Annotated in this window: 16 protein-coding genes and 2 pseudogenes; 8 read left to right on the forward strand and 10 right to left on the reverse strand. The window is 60.8% G+C overall.

The window, feature by feature from the left end:
* Positions 1 to 315 precede the first annotated feature (315 nt).
* Genes EN990_RS11790 through EN990_RS11800 form a run of 3 tightly spaced genes read right to left on the reverse strand, consistent with a single transcriptional unit; the run spans position 316 to position 1,983 of the window.
* Positions 316 to 636, reverse strand: a complete 321-nt coding sequence (locus tag EN990_RS11790) for a hypothetical protein (protein WP_127385082.1) — start codon at positions 634 to 636, stop codon at positions 316 to 318.
* Positions 637 to 677: 41 nt separating this feature from the next.
* Complete coding sequence (locus EN990_RS11795) at positions 678 to 1,463, reverse strand: hypothetical protein (RefSeq protein ID WP_064995212.1); 786 nt, start codon at positions 1,461 to 1,463, stop codon at positions 678 to 680.
* Entirely contained in the window at positions 1,450 to 1,983 is a 534-nt protein-coding gene (locus EN990_RS11800; RefSeq protein WP_064995211.1) for a sigma-70 family RNA polymerase sigma factor, read from the reverse strand. The genes EN990_RS11795 and EN990_RS11800 overlap by 14 nt, the downstream gene beginning before the upstream one ends.
* A gap of 140 nt (positions 1,984 to 2,123) precedes the next feature.
* Here EN990_RS11800 and EN990_RS11805 point away from each other — a divergent pair.
* Positions 2,124 to 2,273 (forward strand): annotated as a pseudogene (locus EN990_RS11805) (IS481 family transposase); the annotation flags it as partial.
* Positions 2,274 to 2,564: 291 nt separating this feature from the next.
* Here the strand turns inward: EN990_RS11805 and EN990_RS11810 are convergent.
* The gene (locus tag EN990_RS11810) at positions 2,565 to 3,302 is read right to left on the reverse strand and encodes a Crp/Fnr family transcriptional regulator (RefSeq protein WP_127368573.1); all 738 of its coding nucleotides are present in this window, start codon (positions 3,300 to 3,302) and stop codon (positions 2,565 to 2,567) included.
* A gap of 221 nt (positions 3,303 to 3,523) precedes the next feature.
* On the opposite strand from EN990_RS11810, the gene EN990_RS11815 reads away from it, so the two are divergent.
* From EN990_RS11815 to EN990_RS11845, 7 genes and pseudogenes are all read left to right on the forward strand, one after another.
* Positions 3,524 to 4,876 carry a substrate-binding protein gene (locus tag EN990_RS11815; protein ID WP_127368574.1) on the forward strand — a complete coding sequence of 451 codons (1,353 nt, stop codon included), beginning with the start codon at positions 3,524 to 3,526 and terminating at the stop codon, positions 4,874 to 4,876.
* Positions 4,877 to 5,061: 185 nt separating this feature from the next.
* A complete protein-coding gene (locus EN990_RS11820; protein WP_064995207.1) occupies positions 5,062 to 5,937 on the forward strand; it encodes a branched-chain amino acid ABC transporter permease in 876 nt (291 codons plus the stop codon).
* A gap of 12 nt (positions 5,938 to 5,949) precedes the next feature.
* Positions 5,950 to 7,785: a branched-chain amino acid ABC transporter ATP-binding protein/permease gene (locus EN990_RS11825; protein ID WP_127368575.1), complete on the forward strand. Its 1,836-nt coding sequence runs from the start codon at positions 5,950 to 5,952 to the stop codon at positions 7,783 to 7,785.
* Positions 7,782 to 8,480: an ABC transporter ATP-binding protein gene (locus EN990_RS11830; RefSeq protein WP_064995205.1), complete on the forward strand. Its 699-nt coding sequence runs from the start codon at positions 7,782 to 7,784 to the stop codon at positions 8,478 to 8,480. Before EN990_RS11825 ends, EN990_RS11830 begins: the two co-directional genes overlap by 4 nt.
* Positions 8,481 to 9,126: 646 nt before the next feature.
* Positions 9,127 to 10,166, forward strand: a pseudogene (locus tag EN990_RS11835) (diguanylate cyclase).
* Positions 10,167 to 10,442: 276 nt separating this feature from the next.
* The gene (locus EN990_RS11840; RefSeq protein WP_206524286.1) at positions 10,443 to 11,117 is read left to right on the forward strand and encodes a hypothetical protein; all 675 of its coding nucleotides are present in this window, start codon (positions 10,443 to 10,445) and stop codon (positions 11,115 to 11,117) included.
* Positions 11,118 to 11,172: 55 nt separating this feature from the next.
* Positions 11,173 to 11,367, forward strand: coding sequence for a hypothetical protein (locus tag EN990_RS11845; RefSeq protein ID WP_064994232.1), 195 nt, complete (start codon positions 11,173 to 11,175; stop codon positions 11,365 to 11,367).
* Positions 11,368 to 11,416: 49 nt separating this feature from the next.
* Here EN990_RS11845 and EN990_RS11850 read toward each other — a convergent pair whose 3' ends face one another.
* The 6 genes from EN990_RS11850 to EN990_RS11875 all read right to left on the reverse strand — a co-directional run.
* Complete coding sequence (locus tag EN990_RS11850; protein ID WP_064994233.1) at positions 11,417 to 12,439, reverse strand: formate dehydrogenase subunit gamma; 1,023 nt, start codon at positions 12,437 to 12,439, stop codon at positions 11,417 to 11,419.
* 56 nt (positions 12,440 to 12,495) lie between these two features.
* Positions 12,496 to 13,092, reverse strand: a complete 597-nt coding sequence (fdh3B, locus tag EN990_RS11855; protein ID WP_127368576.1) for a formate dehydrogenase FDH3 subunit beta — start codon at positions 13,090 to 13,092, stop codon at positions 12,496 to 12,498.
* A 16-nt stretch (positions 13,093 to 13,108) separates the two neighbouring features.
* Positions 13,109 to 16,030 carry a formate dehydrogenase subunit alpha gene (locus EN990_RS11860; protein ID WP_127388302.1) on the reverse strand — a complete coding sequence of 974 codons (2,922 nt, stop codon included), beginning with the start codon at positions 16,028 to 16,030 and terminating at the stop codon, positions 13,109 to 13,111.
* Between the two features lie 7 nt (positions 16,031 to 16,037).
* Positions 16,038 to 16,247 (reverse strand): formate dehydrogenase, encoded by a 210-nt coding sequence (locus EN990_RS11865; protein WP_127367122.1) that lies wholly within the window; start codon positions 16,245 to 16,247, stop codon positions 16,038 to 16,040.
* Between the two features lie 43 nt (positions 16,248 to 16,290).
* On the reverse strand, positions 16,291 to 16,962 hold the full coding sequence (locus tag EN990_RS11870) for a molecular chaperone TorD family protein (RefSeq protein ID WP_127367123.1): 672 nt from the start codon (positions 16,960 to 16,962) through the stop codon (positions 16,291 to 16,293).
* Positions 16,963 to 17,155: 193 nt separating this feature from the next.
* Positions 17,156 to 17,771, reverse strand: a 616-nt coding sequence (locus EN990_RS11875; protein ID WP_164766106.1) for a DUF3306 domain-containing protein, incomplete at its 5' end; no start/stop codon positions are given.

A 17,771-nucleotide genomic window follows, 5' to 3' on the forward strand; every position in this document is an offset into this window, starting at 1 on the left:
CCGAACTCGATGGGGTTTCGCAAAACCGCAATTATTCACGGCCCATCAAATCTGCACTCGCACAGAGTATGAGAGCTATTCTTTGAGCGCCGGACATTTGTAGCCGGGCCTGCGAAAGCCACAGCATGCGGCGCTCCGGGGACATAGCTCGCATTGCCGAGCGCGCGGCGGCGGTGATTTCGTATCCGCCGCAGCGGGCGCACTGGAATTCTACCGTTCGCAAGATAATGTCGGCCGCGAGCGCGGTTTCTTCGCAAATCGGGCACGTCGACGGGTAATACCGCAGGGCTCCTAGGGTCGGCGGCGGAAGCCTTATCATGCCGCCCGCCCCGAAGCCTCAACTCGCGATAACTCAGGATTTCGCTGCTGAGGCACATTGCTGGTTGAGGAGATGTTTATCCCGCGACGAGTGCGGCCATGTCGGGTTTCATATGATACAAGCAGTCGGTCAATCTTTCTTGCGACGTCCGGCGTGGTCTTTTTCAGTTCCTCGAACGCCCACGTCACAAATGTCTCGGACAATTTGTCAGGCCGATACAGAATGACTTCGCGGGGATCTAACGGATTACTGAACGATACACCGACATCCGAACCAAGAAACCGTATGAAATGTTTCTGGATTTGTTCGGCAGACATGCAGTCTCACTTTCCTTTGACTAATGATAGCCCAATGGTCCTCAGCCCCGTATTTTGGCAGCGACGCTCCTCCGGGTGGCCACCTCGATTTCCTTAGCCTCTTTTTCAAGTCGGTCGGGCGCGGCAGGGCCCATCAGGGCGTAGGCCGTGCCGCCCGATTGCCAGTATATGGTCGGCACGCGCCCATCCGTAGCGGGAGTAGGCGGTACGGCGTCTTCGCCGCTCATCGCGACCGCAACCAGTGTGATCTGGCCAACGCTCGGTGTGTCAGCCGTCACGACAAGGCTCTGCCGCCCGTTCCAGGGCTGCACCTGAACATCTTTCACCCTCCATGTCGCTGGAAGAGCGGGCATGCTGATGTTCATGGCGCCGACCAGTCGCTCGATTTTGTCCTGCTTTGGCTCACTGCCCCTTTCGGGACCGGCATTCAGCTGGGCGACTCGCAAGGCATCACGCGCGGCAAGAATGAAATTCTCATCGGTGGTTTGCCCTCCCTGGCGGAGAGGCAGTGTCAATGAGTTGGCCGACCAACCCGCCAGAATGAGCAAGGCGGCTGCCGTTTGCAGTTTGAGCGCACTGAATATTCTTAGCCGTCGAAACGCACTTTCCAGTTGCTTGGCCTTGTCCACGCTAACTCGGGGCGGGAAAAGCCGCTGCGGTTGAGCGACGCGCAATGCTTCCATGCGCTGTGCCTGGGCAAAAACTTCCGCCGCCAGTTCCGGCTCCAGGGCAAGCCGTGCCTGGAGGTCGGATCTCTGAGGCTGGGTCAGTTCGCCGTCAAGGAAGCGATTGATCTCGTCCTCGGAAATACGGTCACTTGGCCACATCACGGCCTCCTACAACTTTTAACTGGGAAGGCGCGCAATCGCGTAGTTTTTCCATGTTGTTCTTCAGGGCAACTCGTGCGCGGCTCAGGCGGGACATAACAGTTCCCTGCGGTACGCCGAGTACTGTTGCGGCGTCAGAATAGGTGAAGCCGAGGACGCCGACCAAATGGAGAACTTCGGCTTGCTCCGTAGGCAACTCTCTCAGCGCCTTTCTGACATTGGAGAGTTCGGTGCTGTGCTCCTGCGATGGCAGTAACAGTGGGTCAGACTGCTCCGCAAAGGCGGCAATCCGCCGCCTCTCTGCGTCCGCACGCACCGCACTGGTTAGAAAGGTATTTCGCACGATTGTGATCAGCCAGGGCATGAGAGGACGCGAAGAATCGTAACTGCGAGCCAAGGAAAGAGCGCGGACAAGCGACTCCTGCACCAAGTCGTCGGCGTCTGCGTCGTTGTGCGTAAGCACTCGACCATACCGCCACAGATCCTCCAGATGCGGAGTGACGTCGAAGCTCGCATTCATGTGCCGTATACTGAGACGATGGCGAAGCTATTCCAAGCCGGTGCGACTTTTTTGTCCTCAAGTGACCTTGGCACCGGGTTCAACTTCGAAGCGAAGCTGCGGTGGTGAGGGTCCGAGCCGCTGTTTGCGGCGGCTGCGCCGGCGGCAAGCCGGCAAAGAAGAAGTTCAAGAGCTATTCGATCGGCTACTTCCATATCGACGTCGCGGAGGTGCGCACCGAGCGGGGCAAGCTGAACATGTTCGTCGCCACCGACCGCACCTCCAATTTCGCCTTCGTCGAGCTGCACGAGTTCACCACGCCCGGCGCCGGCGGTTCGGCCATGCCGCTGATCAGCGAGACCATCGCTGGGAAGCTGCTGCCAAACGCGGCTCTGCTAACCCATCGTTGCAATCTGACGGCCAAGTTCCTCGCCCCGGAGAAACGTCATTCGCCACTCGGTGAAGTCGTTCGATCATGCTCAGCAAGGATGGGATGACGCAACTGCAGCTGGCAGTCAGCATTGATAAAGTTGCTCTTGATAACAGACATAGAGGCCAAATCGACAACGCATTCGATGCCCGCTCGCAATAGGGCTGTGTGATCACTCCAGCTGTTTCGGCCCCGGGACGGGGATTAGGGTCATGGGCTGGTACTGAGCCAATCTTTGAAGGCCCGCAAGATCGGTCAGCTCGATAAAGCGCGCGTTGCTGGTGATAAGGTGTTCGGCGCGCAATTGCTGAATGACGCGATTGAGATGGGGCACGCTCAGCCCGAGCGCGTCCGCCATGACTTCCTGCGAAAATGGCAAGTCGAAACTTTCTTCGTCAGCGCGTTCCACCTCCAGGAGACGCGCGTGGATCTCTAGCAAAAGGTGCGCCAGCCTTTCAATCGGAGTGCGCCGACCCAGATTGACAATGTGTTCCGCATAAGTCGCTGCCTCCTGGGCGGCGAGCCAACTTAACACCAGACCGAATTGGGGCTGCTCGTAGCAGAGACGAACGTAAGCGTCGAACGAGCACACGGCGTAGGTCAGCTCGCTCACGGCAACGACCGCACAAGTCGATCGATCGAAAAAGCTGACCGGGAATCCAATGACATCACCCGGCAGGATAAGCTTCAGGATTTGCCGCCTGCCGCTGCGCAGCAACCTGTAACGGATCGCGTAGCCGTCTTTAACAAAGCACAGGTTTCGGAACTCGGAGCCGTGAACGACGAGTTCCTCCCGTTTCCGAATGGTAAGATCGCGCTCGAAGATTGCCTCAAGACGTTTGATGTCTAGCGATTCCAGCTTCATTGCACGTGTCAGTCGGGTCACGATCGGATGGCCGGTCAGCGGCATGCCATGCTCCACATGTTCATGACCTTCAATGAAACTTTCCTATGCTTATTAATCCAGATCAATGAACAGAATCATCAAACGAAAGTTGTATTGACTGGCAGGCCTACGCCACTGCGAATGCCCATGCAAATAGGCCATTTTCAGCGTCTCGCTGAAAAAAACCGGTTTCCGGAACAACAATGAGAGTCGTCCGACGGCTCCACGCTAAGGAGGAACAGCTGATGCCACTCGACGATCAAAATACTTCCCATATATCCCGCCGTAGCATGCTGCACGCGGGCGCAGGTCTTCTCGGTAGCGCCGTTCTGCCCTTATCCAGCTTTGCGGCTTTTGCGGCCGACGACAAGCCCGCGATAGGCACCTGGCCGGCCGGGTCGGCGGGCGACACCGTCTACATCGGAGCCGCCGTGCCCCTTACCGGTGCCTATGCCGTGCAAGGTGCTGACGAACTTAAGGGCTGGCAGCTCGCGGTCGACCACATCAACAACGGCCACGAGTTGATGAAGGCGTTGGCGCCGAAGGTCGACAAGGGGTTGCTCGGCAAGAAGGTCGAGCTGTTGTCCGCCGACAGCGCGGCCAAGCCGAACCAGGCCGTCGAGCTCGAGCAGAATTTCATCCACCAAAACAACATCATCCTGATGACCGGCTCGACTTCATCGGCGGTCGCGGTTGCGCTCAACAAATTCGCGCAGCGCGAGAAGATCCTCTACGTCGCGGGCATCTCCGGCTCAAACGACACAACAGGCAAGGACTGCGTTCGCTACGGCTTCCGCCAGAATTTCTACGGCCAGACCGCAGCCAACGCGATCGGCCCGATTCTTGTGAAGACCTACGGCAAGGGAAAGAAGGCGGCATTCATGACGCCGGACTACACTTACGGCCACACCGTGACCAAGTCGGTGAACGACTACCTGACCTCTCAGGGCGGATGGGAGATGGTGACGGACCAGGTCTCGCCGTTGGGCACCCAGGATTTCAGCCAGTATCTGACCAATATCGCAAATTCGGGCGCCGAATTCATCGTCAACGTCAACTGGGGCCGCGACGCGGTGCTGTCAATCCAGCAGGCCAAGCAGTTCGGCCTGACTCCGAGCATGAAGATGGTGATCCCCTACCAGATCCCCTTCCTTGCCAAGGAAGTAGGCCCCGAACTGACAGCCGGGGTTTTTGCCGCTACCGATTTCTGGTGGACCCTGCAGGACAAGTATCCGCTCGCCAAGCAGTTCGTGGACGCATTCCAGCAAAAGTTCGGCTATCGGCCGGAATGGGGCGCCGAAAACGCCTATGTCAGCTTCGCTCATTGGGCGCGCATGGTGTCGCAGGCCGGTAGCTTCTATCCGCCGGACGTCATCAAGCAATACGAGAAGGGTGAGACCATCCCTTCACTCGTCGGCGACGTTCACTATCGGCCGGAAGACCATCAGTGCGTGCGACCCGTCGTACTCGTTCAGGGTAAGGATCCCAAGGACATGAAGAGCGACGACGACTACTGGAATGTGGTGGAGGTCGTCGATGGCGCGCCGCTGATGCAGAAGCCCGACGAGTTCGGCTGCAACCTGGGCAGCTACACCTGATGCCCGCAGCGCCTTCTCCGCTTCGCCACGGCTGGAGAGGGCGCTCGCATCGGGACTGGCTCTGCCCGGACGCAGACGGTTCGTCTCCCGGCGCTCGGTGGGATGTCGATTGTTCGCGACTTGTCTGCCAAACCCTTGCTGGCGCGCGGGCAGGGCATATTTTTCATGACTAAGGTGGGCGCAGAGTGATCAACTGGGCAAATTTCATTTCGCAGTGCTTCAATGGGCTCGTACTCGGCGCGCTTCTGGCGCTGATCTCCTCCGGGCTGACCATCATCTACGGGACGCTCGGCGTCCTGAACCTTGCCCACGGCGCGATGTTCATGCTCGGTGGCTATGCCGGCTGGCTCGCCTACACCTACACAGGTTCATTCCTCGCCGCGGTGGCGGCCGGATCGCTGTTCGTGATGATCGTGGGGGTGTTGATCGAGCGGCTGATCGTTCGCCATTTCTACACGCGGCCGCTCGAGGACCAGCTTCTCGTCACATTCGGGCTCGGCATCGTTTTCGTCGAGACGGTCCGCTTTTTCTTCGGCAGCCTCTCGCACACGGTGCCGCCGCCCGCCTCGCTAGTCGGCATTACCCATCTCGGCTTCATGGTCTATCCCACCTACCGATTGGCGCTCCTCGGCATCGTCGCCCTGGCGCTGCTGATGCTCTATGTCGTGCTCTATCGCACCCGCATCGGGATGATCGTGCGAGCAGGCATCGAGGATTCGGTAATGGTCGACTCGCTTGGAATCGATGTCTACAAGATCTTCATGCTCGTCTTCGGCATCGGAGCCATGGCAGCTGGCTTCGCCGGTATTGTCAACGCACCCGTGGTGTCGATCGCGCCCGATGTCGGGGAAGCCATACTGGTCCAGACCTTTGTGGTCGTGGTAATCGGCGGTGTCGGTTCCTTTACCGGCGCCATCCTTGGCGGCCTCATCGCCGGCGAAATCATCAGCATCACCTCGATGTTCAATCCTGGTTATTCGTATGTCATGCTGTTCGTGGCGATGACGCTGGTGTTGGTGCTTCGACCGCACGGGCTGCTCGGCACGGCAGGGCGTGAGTAGACGCGGTCGGCCATGAACATCAAACATCCCTTCCTCGTCGAGCTTCTGACGGCGCTGGCGCTCGTCCTGGCGCCTTTCGTTCTGCCCCATCTCGGGTTCTCGCCCAGCACGATCAATCGTATCCTGATCTGGGGACTGTTCGGGATCGGCTTCGACATCCTGTTCGGCTACACGGGATTGCTGTCCTTCGGCCAGTCGGCCTTCTACGGTACTGGCGGGATGTTCGCCGCCTATCTCCTGACTGAAACCGGCTTCTCTTATGTCATGGCTGCCATTGTCCTGGGCGCCGTCGTGTCGGGTGTCGTCGGCTACGTGATCGGGTTGATAGCCCTGCGACGCACCGGTATCTATTTCGCCATGATCACGGTGGCGATCGCCGAAGTCTTCTTCTTTGTCGAGTTCAATCCGCTCTCGGCATTCACGGGCGGCGAGAACGGCTTGCCTGGCGTGCCAACCCCGGTCGTCAACCTCGGCTTCACGGTGCTTGAATTCAACACCGACTGGACGATGTATACCTTCCTGGCGTTCTGCTATTTCATCGGCATTGCCGTCGCACTGCGCATCGTACGCTCGCCCGTTGGCGCGATCCTTTCGGCGATCCGCGACAATCCGCTCCGCGCCGCGGCGCTGGGCCACGACATACACGGCTACAAGCTCACGGCCTTCGTGGTTGCCGCGATCTATGCCGGCTTTGCCGGCGGCCTGTTGGGCGTGATGCAGGGCTTCATGCCGCCGGACGCTTTCATGTTCGACACGTCCGGCCAGGTCGTGATGCAGACGGCGATCGGCGGTGCCGGCACACTGTTCGGGCCGCTGGTGGGCGCGACGGTGTGGCTCTATCTCAGCGACTTTTTCCAGAACACATTGCATCTCGGCGCCACATGGAAGTTGGTGCTCGGCATCGTTTTCGTGCTGCTGGTCTGCTTCCTGCGGCGCGGCATCGTCGGTGCGATCGTCGATCTCTATGGGTTGACCGGTGGCCGCAAGCGCATCGAATCGTCCAATACCGCGGTCGAGAGTGCGCCGCACGTCGTGACCGCCGTCGAACCGATGCCGGCGCGCCGGCGTGGTGCTGCGCCAGCATCCGGACCGATCCTGCAGGTGCAGGGCCTAACCAAACGCTATGGCGGTATCACAGCCAACAGCGACATCGACCTCAGCGTCGATCATGGGGAGATACGGGGCATCATTGGACCCAACGGCGCGGGCAAGACGACGTTCTTCAAGATGCTCACCTGCGAGATCGCGCCAACCTCCGGCCGCATCATACTGGCCGGCCGCGATATTACGGGCATGGGCGTATCCGAGGTGTGCCAGCTCGGGCTCACCAAAAGCTACCAGATCAACCAGCTATTCGACCGCTTGACGGTGCGGCGGAACCTGATGATTGCCGCGCTGGGCGAGGCGCGTGGAAAGTTCCGGCTTGATCTGTTCAAGAGTATCCACAGCGTTCCCAGTCTCAGCGAGCAGGTCGAGCGAACGGCGGCGCTGGTGAACCTTACGGCGCGGCTCGATCGGCCAGTTTCGGAACTGGCTTATGGCGAGAAGCGGCGGCTGGAAATCGGTCTTGCACTGGCGACGTCGCCGAGCCTGCTCCTGCTTGACGAACCGCTTGCCGGCATGAGCCCGCGCGAGCGCGTCGAGACCGTGGCGCTGCTCAAGTCAATCGCGCGTGCACGCACGATGATCATCATCGACCACGATATGGATTCGCTCTTCGAGCTGGTCGAGAAAATCACCGTCCTGCAGGAGGGCAGGGTGCTGGCCGAAGGCACGCCCAGTGAGATCAAGGCCAACGCAAAGGTGCAGGAAGCCTACCTTGGCGGTGTACATGGAGAGGTGGCATGAGCCTGCTCGATGTGAGAGCATTAAACAGCTATTATGGTGACAGTCACATTCTGTTCGACGTCACATTGAGGGTCGAGAAGAATGAGGTCGTGGCGCTCCTGGGCCGCAACGGCGCTGGCAAGTCGACGACGCTGAAGAGCCTGATGGGGGTCGTGACGCCGCGGACCGGCTCGGTTGAACTAGACGGGGTCGAACTGGTTGGCAGGAAGGCGCACAGCATCGCTCGGGAAGGCATGCAACTCGTGCACGAGAATCGACGCATCTTCGGCAGCCTGAGCGTCGAGGAAAACATCATTCTGGCCGGGTTGACTGCGGATGACCGGTGGCCGCTGGAACGCATTTACACGATGTTCCCCCGGCTGAAGGAACGACGCGCCAGCCGTGGTACGGATTTGTCAGGTGGCGAACAGCAGATGCTGGCTATAGCGCGTGCATTGGTGCGCAACCCAAAGATCCTCCTGCTTGATGAACCCTTCGAAGGACTTGCTCCAGTCATTGTGTACGACTTGGTGCGCGCCTGCCGCGAGCTGGTCCAGGCAGGGCAGACAATTGTGCTGGTGGAACAGAACATCGCAGCGACGCTGGCGCTCGCGAGCCGCGTTTATATCATCAACAATGGCCATATCGCCCACGAAGGCCCGGCCGCCGAACTCAAGATCCAGGCGGGGCTGCTGCAACACCATCTTGGCGTCTAGGTCCAGCCCGTGGACAATCCCACCACCTTCATCGACAGTGTCATCCCCGCCAGAGAATTCGTGAGATTGTGGCTATCACGATCGGAAAGATAGCTAGGAGTTAGGCAAGTGCCTTGAGCCGCCAGCAGACGGTGGCTTTTGGATTTCGACCCCGACTTGATAGTGGAGGGGCAGTCCAAGACATTCTCATGCGCTCCGTACGCCTTTGCTCGAAGAGACACTGATCGGGGCACGGTCTCGTCAGTGGGCGCGGCTTGGCAGCAGGCCGCGAGCCATGATGGAGCCGTAAACGCTTGCAGGGATCACAGCGGAATTCGCAAGTCGGTACCTCTGGAAATCAAATCTTCAGGATAGCTTGGCATTCTTGTCCATCCCGAGGAGCGGATGGCTCGGGCGGAACATTCAGGAGAAACCAGTTGTAAGGGCCGATATTTGACAGAACGGATGCACCTAGACGTGCAGGATAGTCCTGGCCATAACTGCAGAAGTCGACCGACTACTGGCGAGCCGCACGCGCGATATCCGGCTGACGGGCGAGATCTACCGCCTGTTTCGAGCGCGTGTCTGGTCGCAGACAAAGATCATCCGAGCCTGGATGGTCTGGGTGGCTTTGTTGGACGTGCTGACACTCGCGCTCAACATGGTGATGCTCCCAAGGGCAACTGCGCTATCCATGCTCCTGCCTGGCGCCATCATTCCGCCCGTCGCTGTGGCCGTCGTTCTTATCTGGCGAAAGCCGCGGGCGCCGTGGCTACAAGGGGCTTCGCTGATCGCGGGCTTCTTCCTCATTTTGTTGTCGGTTGCGTTGGTCGGCGTAAGCGCTGGTGGCGAGTTCTACGAACGGCACTTGAACATCATGCTGTTCGTGGCCATCACAGCCATCATCATCTTCGGGGTTCCGCTGGCCTGGACGGTGACTATTGCCGCCTTGGCGCTCGGTCTCTATCTCGTTTTTCAACTACACAACCCGGGCATCGAATTTGGCAGCGCCGTGGCTGCGACGTTGTTTTCACCAGCGGCATCTTCGCAACGGTCGCCGCGCGGCGCAGCATGACAATTCTCGCTCAGAAGACCTTCCTGTTTGAGCTTCGCGACCGGCGCAGGGTCGCCGAACTGGCGGAAGCGAATGATCGGCTGAAACTTTTGGCGAGGACTGATCCGCTCACTGGCATAGCCAACCGGCGCTGGATGACGGAAACGCTTGACCGTCTATGGGACGGTGGCCGGAAATGCCACGGCGGTGCCGCCATGCTGATGTGCGACATCGACGACAAGAAGCTGAACGACCACCTCGGCCATGCCCAGGGCGATCGCTGTCTGGTCGAGGTCGCCAGAATGATCCAGGAAAACGTGAGGCGCGACCGCGATCAGGTGGCCCGCTACGGCGGCGAAGAGTTCCTGGTGTTGCTGCCCGGGGTGGACGAGGAAGAGGCCGTCGCGGTGGCCGAGCGAATTCGTCAGAGCGTTGAGGCCGCGGCTTTTCCCAACCCTGCATCCCGCATGTCGCCTAGCGTCACACTCAGCATTGGAGTTGCAGTTCAGACGACTGACGAGGCCATCTCACCAGAGCAGTTACAGAGTCACGCGGATGCGGCGCTCTACCTTGCCAAACAATCCGGCCGCAACCGAGTGCTGCTCCACGGATCGGCGTCATTCGGGCGAAAACATGTGCAGCCGGCACGGTGATGCCTCAAGTACGTCAGGGCGAAAGTCGTTGTGCTGTTCTTGTGCGGCTGAAGCAGACCGGCTCGGCGACATAAGCCGACCCGGGTGCGCCGGTAATGCGGCGATCCGTGCCCGAGCCCTCATAACGGGGGTTGACGATGCGGGAACCTGATAGTTGAAGGCAGCAATGGAACGCAAGGCGGCGTTGGACATTTCGTCTGGATTGGCACGCGTGCGACGGTGGTGCCCCGACTGCATCCGGCGGCACCGTCTGACACGAAGGGGAAGGAGCTAGCGATGAGAAGAATTGCCCTCGCGGGAATGCTTACACTCTCGGTTTCGGCCTCCCAGGCACAGACCGCGACGCCTCAGCCAGCCGCACCGACCGCTGAGGCGCCTGCCGGTCAGGTGGTTGCGTCGGGGCAAGGCGGCCCGGTCAACCTCTGTCACGAGATCCTCGCCTTCATGAAAGCGCCTCCAGCTGAGACGCCCCCACCCACCGGCGCGGCAAAGAAGCCGGATGCGGCTTCAGCTAAGCAGGGCACGACCGGATCGGGCGACCCAGCGAAGTCGGAGGGTGGTACGGGCTCTGCGCAAAAAATCACCGGACAGGACGGCGTGGCAACCGACGCTCCCCAGCCAGGCAAGGACAACGCAGCCAGCGGATCGGCGCACAATGCCCCGCAGAAAGAAAGCAGGGCAGCGCCGCTGCCCCCCGCAGACGTGACCAGCACGCCCAAGGAATCCGTGCTGACTGTCGAAGCGGCAGAGCAACTCGCCGATGCGAACGATATCGCCCAGTGCCAGAAAACGGCTCGCGCCATGAGAGTTGCCGGCGTTGCCATGCCACCGCCGCTGATTGCATTGGCAGCACTCGATATGCAATATCAGCAGAAGGCGGTTGTGCCGGCCGAGCCCACAGGGGCTGCCGGTGCCCAGCGTCTAGCGCCGCAGGCGGCCACGCCGAAATAGCGAGAGCAAGAACGGTGGCTGGCGGGCCCGTCTCGAGAATGAAGGAGCAGGCGGGATGCGTATGATTTTGACGGGAATTGTCGTTACCGTCTTAGTTGCCTTTGGTGCCGGCTATGTTTTGCGCGCACAGCAGGTGCCTTCCTGGCAGGTCTTCAGCACCGACAGTGCCCGGGTGGGCGATCCGGGCCACAATCTCGTCGGGCAGAACTGGTCGGGCGATCCCGCCGGCGGCTCCGCCGGCAAATCATGACCAACTACCTCCTGAGCGATTGGGCTGCAGTCGACCAGCGATAGAAACGCTATTCGGCCGGCTCAGCGGAAGTCTCCGGCGTAGCATCGCCCGTCTTCGCCTGCTGCTTGGCAACCCAGGCGCTGTGGTGCTCCTTGGCCCAATTCAGATCCACTGTGCCGGACACCATGGCTTCGTAGGCGCCTTCCATGCCGAGCGTGCCGATATAGATGTGGGCGATGATGACGGCGATCAGGAGGACGCCTACGACCGCATGAACATACTGGGCCGTCTGCATGCCGTTGATATCGGCGAAGGAGAATGGGAACAGCATGTAGATGCCGGACACCGACAAGGCAATTCCGCCCAGCAGGACCGCCCAGAAGATAAGCTTCTGTCCTGTGTTGAAGCGTGCCGCCGGCGGGTGCGTCCGGTTCGACTTGTCGAAGAATCCGCCGCCGACCTTCAGCCAGTTGGCATCGTAGCGGTCGGGCAGGTTGTCCCAGACCCAGGCGACCAGCATGACAAGTACGCCCAGCATGAATGCCCAGGCGACGAAGTCATGCGCGTATTTCGCCCAAAACGACCATGCCGAGAACGCGTCCGGTCCGATCAGCGGCATCAGCAGGCGTTTGCCGAATACGAGATTCAAGCCGGTAACGGCCAGGATGATGAACGCTGTGGCAGTCGTCCAATGGGCAAGCCGTTCGATGGCGTTGAAGCGCAGGATCCTGACGCCTGATTCACCCGCCGCGACGCGGATGCGGCCTCTGACGAAATAGAACAGCGCCAGCACGACCAGCATGCCGAGGATCGCAATGCCGCCGATCCAGGGCAGCACGCGCTCATGGAAGCCCTGGTAGTCGCGGCCCTGCGGCTGCTGCAGCGTGGCGGCCTTGCCGTCCGGTATGGTGACGCGGCCCCGGATTTTGTTGAGTTCATCGAGAAGTTGCCGCTCGCTGACAGCCTGGGCGGTCGGGTTGTTTCCTGAACCGGCGTCCTGCGCCCTGGCCGGAACAACAAGCAGGCCGAGAGCCAGAATGAGTGCGGCGGCCGCCGGGGAAATCAGTCGACCAAGGCTCGAGATACGCATTTGCTCGGTCCTCCTGAGCTTGTTTGTCTGCGCGAACCAATCGGCACCGCGATGAACTATACCTCAATTGTCTCCCGATAGGCCGTCTGCCACCCCCACGCACCGGAGCCGTAGCCGCGCTTCGTCACGCGTTCCTTGTAGATCGCAGCGATGATCTCGCCGTCGCCGGCCAGCAGCGACTTGGTCGAGCACATCTCGGCGCAAAGCGGCAGCTTGCCTTCGGCCAGCCGGTTGGCGCCATATTTTGCATATTCGGCCTCGGTCGAGTCCGGCTCCGGACCGGCCGCGCAGAACGTGCACTTGTCCATCTTGCCGCGCGATCCGAAATTGCCGACGCGCGGGTATTGCGGCGCGCCGAACGGACAGGCGTAGAAGCAATAGCCACAGCCGATGCACAAATCCTTAGAGTGCAGCACCACCGCGTCGGCAGTCGTATAGAAGCATGCGACGGGGCACACCGCCGCGCACGGGGCGTCGGTGCAATGCATGCAGGCCATCGAGACGGAGCGCTCGCCGGGCTTGCCGTCATGGATCGTGACGACGCGGCGGCGGTTAATGCCCCAAGGCACATCGTGCTCGTTCTTGCAGGCGGTGACGCAAGCGTTGCACTCAATGCAGCGATCGGCGTCGCAGAGGAACTTCATCCTGGCCATTTTCCGCACCTCCCTGTTACGCCATCGCGATCTGGCACAACGTGACTTTCGGCTCCTGCATGCCCGTTACCGGGTCATAGCCGTAGGTGGTGATGCTGTTTGCGCTTTCACCGAGCACATAGGGATCGGCGCCTTCGGGGTAGTTGGCCCGCAGGGTCTCACCCTGGAACCAGCCGCCGAAGTGGAAAGGCATGAACGCTACTCCCTTGCCAACACGCTCGGTCACCAAAGCCTTCACCCGCGCTTTGGAATCGTTCTCCGCGCCGGTCACCCACACCCAGACGCCGTCGCCAATGCCGCGGGCGGCTGCGTCCGCGGGATTGATTTCGACGAACATCTCCTGCTGCAACTCGGCCAACCACCGGTTTGAGCGGGTTTCCTCGCCGCCGCCTTCATATTCGACCAGGCGACCGGTCGTCAGGATGATCGGGAAGGATTTCGCGACGCCCTTGTCCACCGCCGCCTTCTGAACGCTGAAGCCGATATTCGGCAAACGGAACTGCTTGGCGTCAGGATAGGTCGGATATTTTGCGACTAGGTCCACCCTGGGGGTATAGATCGGCTCACGATGGATCGGCACCGGGTCGGGCAAGTTCCAGGCGACAGCCCTGGCCTTTCCGTTTCCGTAGGGGTGACAGCCGTGGCTGAGCACGACGCGCTGGATGCCGCCCGACAGGTCGGTCGACCACGAGACCTTGCCGATGTCACCCATATCATCGCCGATCGTCTGGATGACTTTGAGTTCCTCCGCACTCAAGTCCTTGTCCCAGCCGAGCTTTTGCAGCACCGCCATCGTGAATTCCGGATAGCCGTCGGTCAGTTCCGAGCCTTGCGTGTAGGAGCCTTCGGCAAGAAGCGTCTCGCCGTTACGCTCCACACCGAAACGGGCCCGGAAGGGACTGCCGCCATCCATTACATGCAGGTCGGTGCTGTAAAGGTTGGCCGTGCCAGGATGGCGTATTTCCGGCTTGCCCCAGCATGGCCAGGGCAGGCCGTAATAGTCGCCGCCGACCTCCGGATCGTCCTTCGGCGCGCGTAGCGTCACAAGATCAAACTTGTGCTGGTTTTTCATATGCGCCTTGAGGCGCTCCGGCGATTGACCGCAGTAGCCGGTCGACCAGCTTCCGCGGTTCATCTCACGCAGTACGTCCTCCGGTTGCGGCCGGTCACCCTCGACCGCGATGTTCTTGAACATCCAGTCGGCAAGGCCGAGCTTCTTCGCGAGCAGGTAGATGACCTGATAGTCGTCCTTCTGCTCGAAGCTTGGCTTGACGATCTGCTCGCCCCACTGCAGAGATCGGTTGGAGGCGACGCGCGAGCCGGAAGTCTCGAATTGCGTACAGACCGGCAGCAGATAGACGTTTTCCTTGCGCCCGGCCTGAACTGCCAGCGATGCCCAGGTCGTCGGGTGCGGATCGGCAACGACGAGCAGTTCGAGGCCGGCCAGGCCCTTCATTGATTCCGGTATGCGTGTGATGCTGTTGCTGGCGTGGCCCTGGACGAACATCGCCCGCAGTCTGTCACGCTGCTGAATGTCCTCCTTGGGGAGCACGACCCCATCGAACCATCGGGTCAGCGGGATGCCGGGTGTCTCCATCGCCTCCTTGGAGTCGAACCGGCGCAGAAGGTCGTCGTATGGAATTTGCCAGACTCGCGACCAATGCTTCCAGGCGCCCTCCGTCAGGCCATAGTAAAAGGGCAGGGTCACCACATCCAATCCAATGTCGGTCGCGCCCTGCACGTTGTCATGTCCACGGAAGATGTTGGCGCCGGTGCCCGGCTTGCCAACATTGCCCGTGGCGAGGCACAAGATGCAGCTGGCGCGCACGTTGGCTGTTCCGGTCGTGTGGTGGGTCTGCCCCATGCACCAGATTATCGTCGATGGCTTTTGCGTGGCGAACATCTCGGCGATGCGCTTCATCTGCTCGCCAGGCACACCAGTGATGCGCTCGACCTCGTCGGGCGGATATTTCCCCACCTCCTTGCGGACTTCGTCCATCCCGTAAACGCGCTGGGCTATGAATTCCTTGTCCTCCCAACCATTCTCGAAAATGTGCCAGAGCAAGCCCCACAGCACCGCGATGTCGGTGCCAGACCGAATGCGAGCAAACTCGGTGGCATGCGCGGCCGTACGGGTGAACCGCGGATCCATCACGATGAAGTTGGACTTGTTGAGTTCCTTGCCTTCGAGCAGATGCTGCATGGCGACTGGATGTGCTTCGGCAGGGTTCCCGCCCAGCACTATGAGCGTCTTGGAATTGCGGATGTCGTTGAAGGAATTGGTCATCGCGCCGTAGCCCCAGGTATTGGCCACGCCCGAAACCGTCGTCGAATGGCAGATCCTCGCCTGGTGGTCCTGGTTATTGGTTCCCCACAGGGCCGCAAGCTTGCGGAAGAGGTAAGTCCCCTCGTTGGAGAACTTCGCCGATCCCATCCAGTAGGCCGACTCCGGTCCGGACTTCTCACGAATGTCGAGAAGCTTGTCGCCGATCCCATTGATGGCGTCATCCCAGGAGATGCGCTCCCACTTGCCGCCGGAAAGCCTCACGGGGTATTTCAGGCGGCGGTCGCTATGTACCAGCTCGCGCACGCTTGCGCCTTTGGCGCAATGCGAGCCTCGATTGATGGGGCTGTCCCACGATGGCTCCTGTCCGGTCCACACGCCGTTCTGGACTTCCGCCGTGACCGTGCAGCCGACAGCGCAATGTGTGCAGACACTTTTCTTCAACTCGGTCGGCACTCCCGGCTGCGGCGGGCTGATCGCCGCGGCTTTGCTTACCGTGCCGAACTGAAACGAGCTGAGCGCGGCTATTCCGCCAACTGCGAGGCCGGAGCGGCGGAGGAATGTCCGTCGGTCGAATGGAGCCGAATCCGTGCCAGCAAGGAGGCTTTGCAGTCTTGTGCGGCTTGCCTGTCCGCTTTTGCGCTTCGTCAGCATGGCGGCCTCACTTCTTTTCAGGGTAGCGGTTCACGCGGTAATAGGCCTTGATGTGATCGGTTTCCCGGTAGCGGGCCCGCATCTCGTCTTCACCGGGGTCATAGGCTTGCGCTTCGCGCGGAGCCAGTGCCGCCGCCGCAACGGCGGTGGTGGAGGCGCCGCCGAACGCCCGGAGGAAGCTGCGCCGGCTCAGTCCCGTCGATCGCTCCTCCTGCATTGCAACCTCCATCTGTCAGGGGCATCCGGCCCGCTTGCATTTCCTATGCGCTTCGCCGCGTCTCCATGGCAAAGGCTTCAGTTTCGATGTCGATAAAGGTTCGACCGGCCACCCCGACCGATCGGTAGAATTTCGCCGTTTTTGCGCTTTCCAGATCGCCAAAGAAACGTCCGGCCCATGGCGCGAGGTGCCGTTCGAAGAAAGCCTGCTCTTCGCCGGCCGCCACCTCGAAATGATTGCTGGCAAAGCCGCTCATGATCTCGCAGAGCGTTCCGAGATGATCCTCCGGGTCGCAGTGGCCGGCGGCTCGCTCCATGCCCAGGCGCATCATGTCCTGGCGCAGGCGGGCGAGTGGCCGTTCGTTGAGAAAGCCCGTGAGATAGTAGGAAGCGTAGGGAAGAAGCTCTCCGCGTCCCACGCCGATGAAAAGTTCGAAATATTCGCGATTGATATCATCCGCGCAGGTGCAGGCCGCTGCCCGGCCCAAGGCAGCGTGAGCGCGACCGAGCGGCGTGTCGCTGCTGTCTTGCAGGCGGGCAAGCCGGGTCAGGAAGCCGCTATCGGGTGGCTTGAGCAATAGCAACGCGAAGAGGGCATATTCGTCGGCGCGGGCTTGATCGATATCGTCAAGATCAGCGCCATCGAAATCGATGATTGAAGCATCCGCTCCATCCGACGATCCATACGCCTGGTCCAGGGGCAAGTCCGGGTTCATCGTGTGACCTTGACCGTGCTTCCGAGATTAGGTCAGCGATTGTAGCCCCACCCCGAACGATTGCAACAGCAGTCTGACGAATTCGTGCGGCTGGTCTAGTAGCAAGTCGGTGTTGGTCGTGTGACCTTGATCGTGGGCCCCTGATTGGGTGAGCTATCGTGGCTCTGCGCTACGGGTGCAGCAGGTCCCGGCGTCAGCGCGGGATCGCTCTGCCGTGGCGCGGCCGGGAGAGGACCTCGGTACGCGAGGGCGGAGAGACAGGGCCCGCGTCCGCCGCCTCTATCTCACCTGCTCCGTCAACTGGCGACCTCACCTCGGTAGGCTCGACGGTCTGGGCTTCTGGCGCATCGGTATCAGCTTCGCCAACTGGTGGCGTATTCTCCGGCCATTGGGCGTGCGCTTCGCCGGGCGCCTGGGCGGGCCAAGGCCGGGGAATTGCGGCTGTTTCCCGCTCATTCGCTTCGATGGGTAAAGCCATCTTTGATAGAAAGCTGACGACTGCTTCCTTCGCGTCCAGCGGGCCGAACCCTGCCATCGAACCCGCCTGGTTGAAGTCCCAGGCGTATTCGGAGGGACCGACATAATCGCGAATTGCCGGATCGAGAGACCACATCCTGCGCGTCGCGGCGCTCCTCAGCGCCGCAGGGACGCCTTTTCTCAAGAAGGCCGTAATGTCGCTTTCAGGCGTCAGGTCCTCGACGCGGGGGAGGGGCTCGGCGGGTCCGTCTGGTTCGTCTTGCGTCGAGGACCTGACGCCTGAAAGCGACATTACGGCCTTCTTGAGAAAAGGCGTCCCTGCGGCGCTGAGG

The sequence above is a fragment of the Mesorhizobium sp. M7A.F.Ca.US.005.03.1.1 genome (assembly GCF_003997975.1).
GTDB lineage: Bacteria > Pseudomonadota > Alphaproteobacteria > Rhizobiales > Rhizobiaceae > Mesorhizobium > Mesorhizobium ciceri.

Bases quoted from the DNA above. Each gene is read 5' to 3' on its own strand.
- EN990_RS11865 (WP_127367122.1), bottom strand. From the start codon at position 16,247: ATGCAGGAGGAGCGATCGACGGGACTGAGCCGGCGCAGCTTCCTCCGG.
- EN990_RS11800 (WP_064995211.1), bottom strand. From the start codon at position 1,983: ATGAATGCGAGCTTCGACGTCACTCCGCATCTGGAGGATCTGTGGCGG.
- EN990_RS11795 (WP_064995212.1), bottom strand. From the start codon at position 1,463: ATGTGGCCAAGTGACCGTATTTCCGAGGACGAGATCAATCGCTTCCTT.
- EN990_RS11815 (WP_127368574.1), top strand. From the start codon at position 3,524: ATGCCACTCGACGATCAAAATACTTCCCATATATCCCGCCGTAGCATG.
- fdh3B (WP_127368576.1), bottom strand. From the start codon at position 13,092: ATGGCCAGGATGAAGTTCCTCTGCGACGCCGATCGCTGCATTGAGTGC.
- EN990_RS11810 (WP_127368573.1), bottom strand. From the start codon at position 3,302: ATGCCGCTGACCGGCCATCCGATCGTGACCCGACTGACACGTGCAATG.
- EN990_RS11860 (WP_127388302.1), bottom strand. From the start codon at position 16,030: ATGCTGACGAAGCGCAAAAGCGGACAGGCAAGCCGCACAAGACTGCAA.
- EN990_RS11825 (WP_127368575.1), top strand. From the start codon at position 5,950: ATGAACATCAAACATCCCTTCCTCGTCGAGCTTCTGACGGCGCTGGCG.
- EN990_RS11790 (WP_127385082.1), bottom strand. From the start codon at position 636: ATGTCTGCCGAACAAATCCAGAAACATTTCATACGGTTTCTTGGTTCG.
- EN990_RS11845 (WP_064994232.1), top strand. From the start codon at position 11,173: ATGCGTATGATTTTGACGGGAATTGTCGTTACCGTCTTAGTTGCCTTT.
- EN990_RS11870 (WP_127367123.1), bottom strand. From the start codon at position 16,962: ATGAACCCGGACTTGCCCCTGGACCAGGCGTATGGATCGTCGGATGGA.
- EN990_RS11830 (WP_064995205.1), top strand. From the start codon at position 7,782: ATGAGCCTGCTCGATGTGAGAGCATTAAACAGCTATTATGGTGACAGT.
- EN990_RS11850 (WP_064994233.1), bottom strand. From the start codon at position 12,439: ATGCGTATCTCGAGCCTTGGTCGACTGATTTCCCCGGCGGCCGCCGCA.
- EN990_RS11840 (WP_206524286.1), top strand. From the start codon at position 10,443: ATGAGAAGAATTGCCCTCGCGGGAATGCTTACACTCTCGGTTTCGGCC.